1 protein-coding gene is annotated in these 434 nt (G+C 57.1%); it reads right to left on the bottom strand.

Features of this window, described 5'->3' with window-relative positions; all coding sequences use genetic code 11:
- Window positions 1–434 (bottom strand): hypothetical protein (locus tag H5125_RS21820; protein WP_220487403.1); only part of this gene is annotated, 434 nt, incomplete at both ends.

Below are 434 nucleotides of genomic sequence, written 5' to 3'. Positions count from 1 at the left end.
CCGTTGTCGAGCATGTCTTGAGTGACAGGGCCGTTAAATAGGGTGTTGCCGTTGCCGTCAGTGACAATCAAGGTGTCGCCAACTTGGGTGCCAGTCGCTAGCGTCACGGTGGCGGTCACAGTGCCATCAGTACCGATCTCATCGCTGTTGAACACGCCATCGTTGCCCATGCCGCTGAACTCAACGGTGAGTGCAGGTGCGGCAACATTGTCCACAGGCTGGTTGTCGGTGGCGGTTGCAGAGGGGTTACCGGCGATATCAATCACTTGCGCGGTGACATCAACATCGGTCGCGCCTGCAGTCACAGGCACTTCAACGTCAAAGCCGTTGTCGAGCATGTCCTGAGTGACAGGGCCGTTAAATAGGGTGTTGCCATTGCCGTCAGTGACAATCAAGGTGTCGCCAACTTGGGTGCCAGTCGCTAGCGTCACGGT

Origin of the sequence: Shewanella sp. SR44-4, assembly GCF_014163715.1 — a bacterium.
Lineage (GTDB): Bacteria > Pseudomonadota > Gammaproteobacteria > Enterobacterales > Shewanellaceae > Shewanella.
The sequence above is the reverse complement of the archived record's forward strand: the minus strand, read 5'-3'. Positions and strand labels throughout refer to the sequence as shown.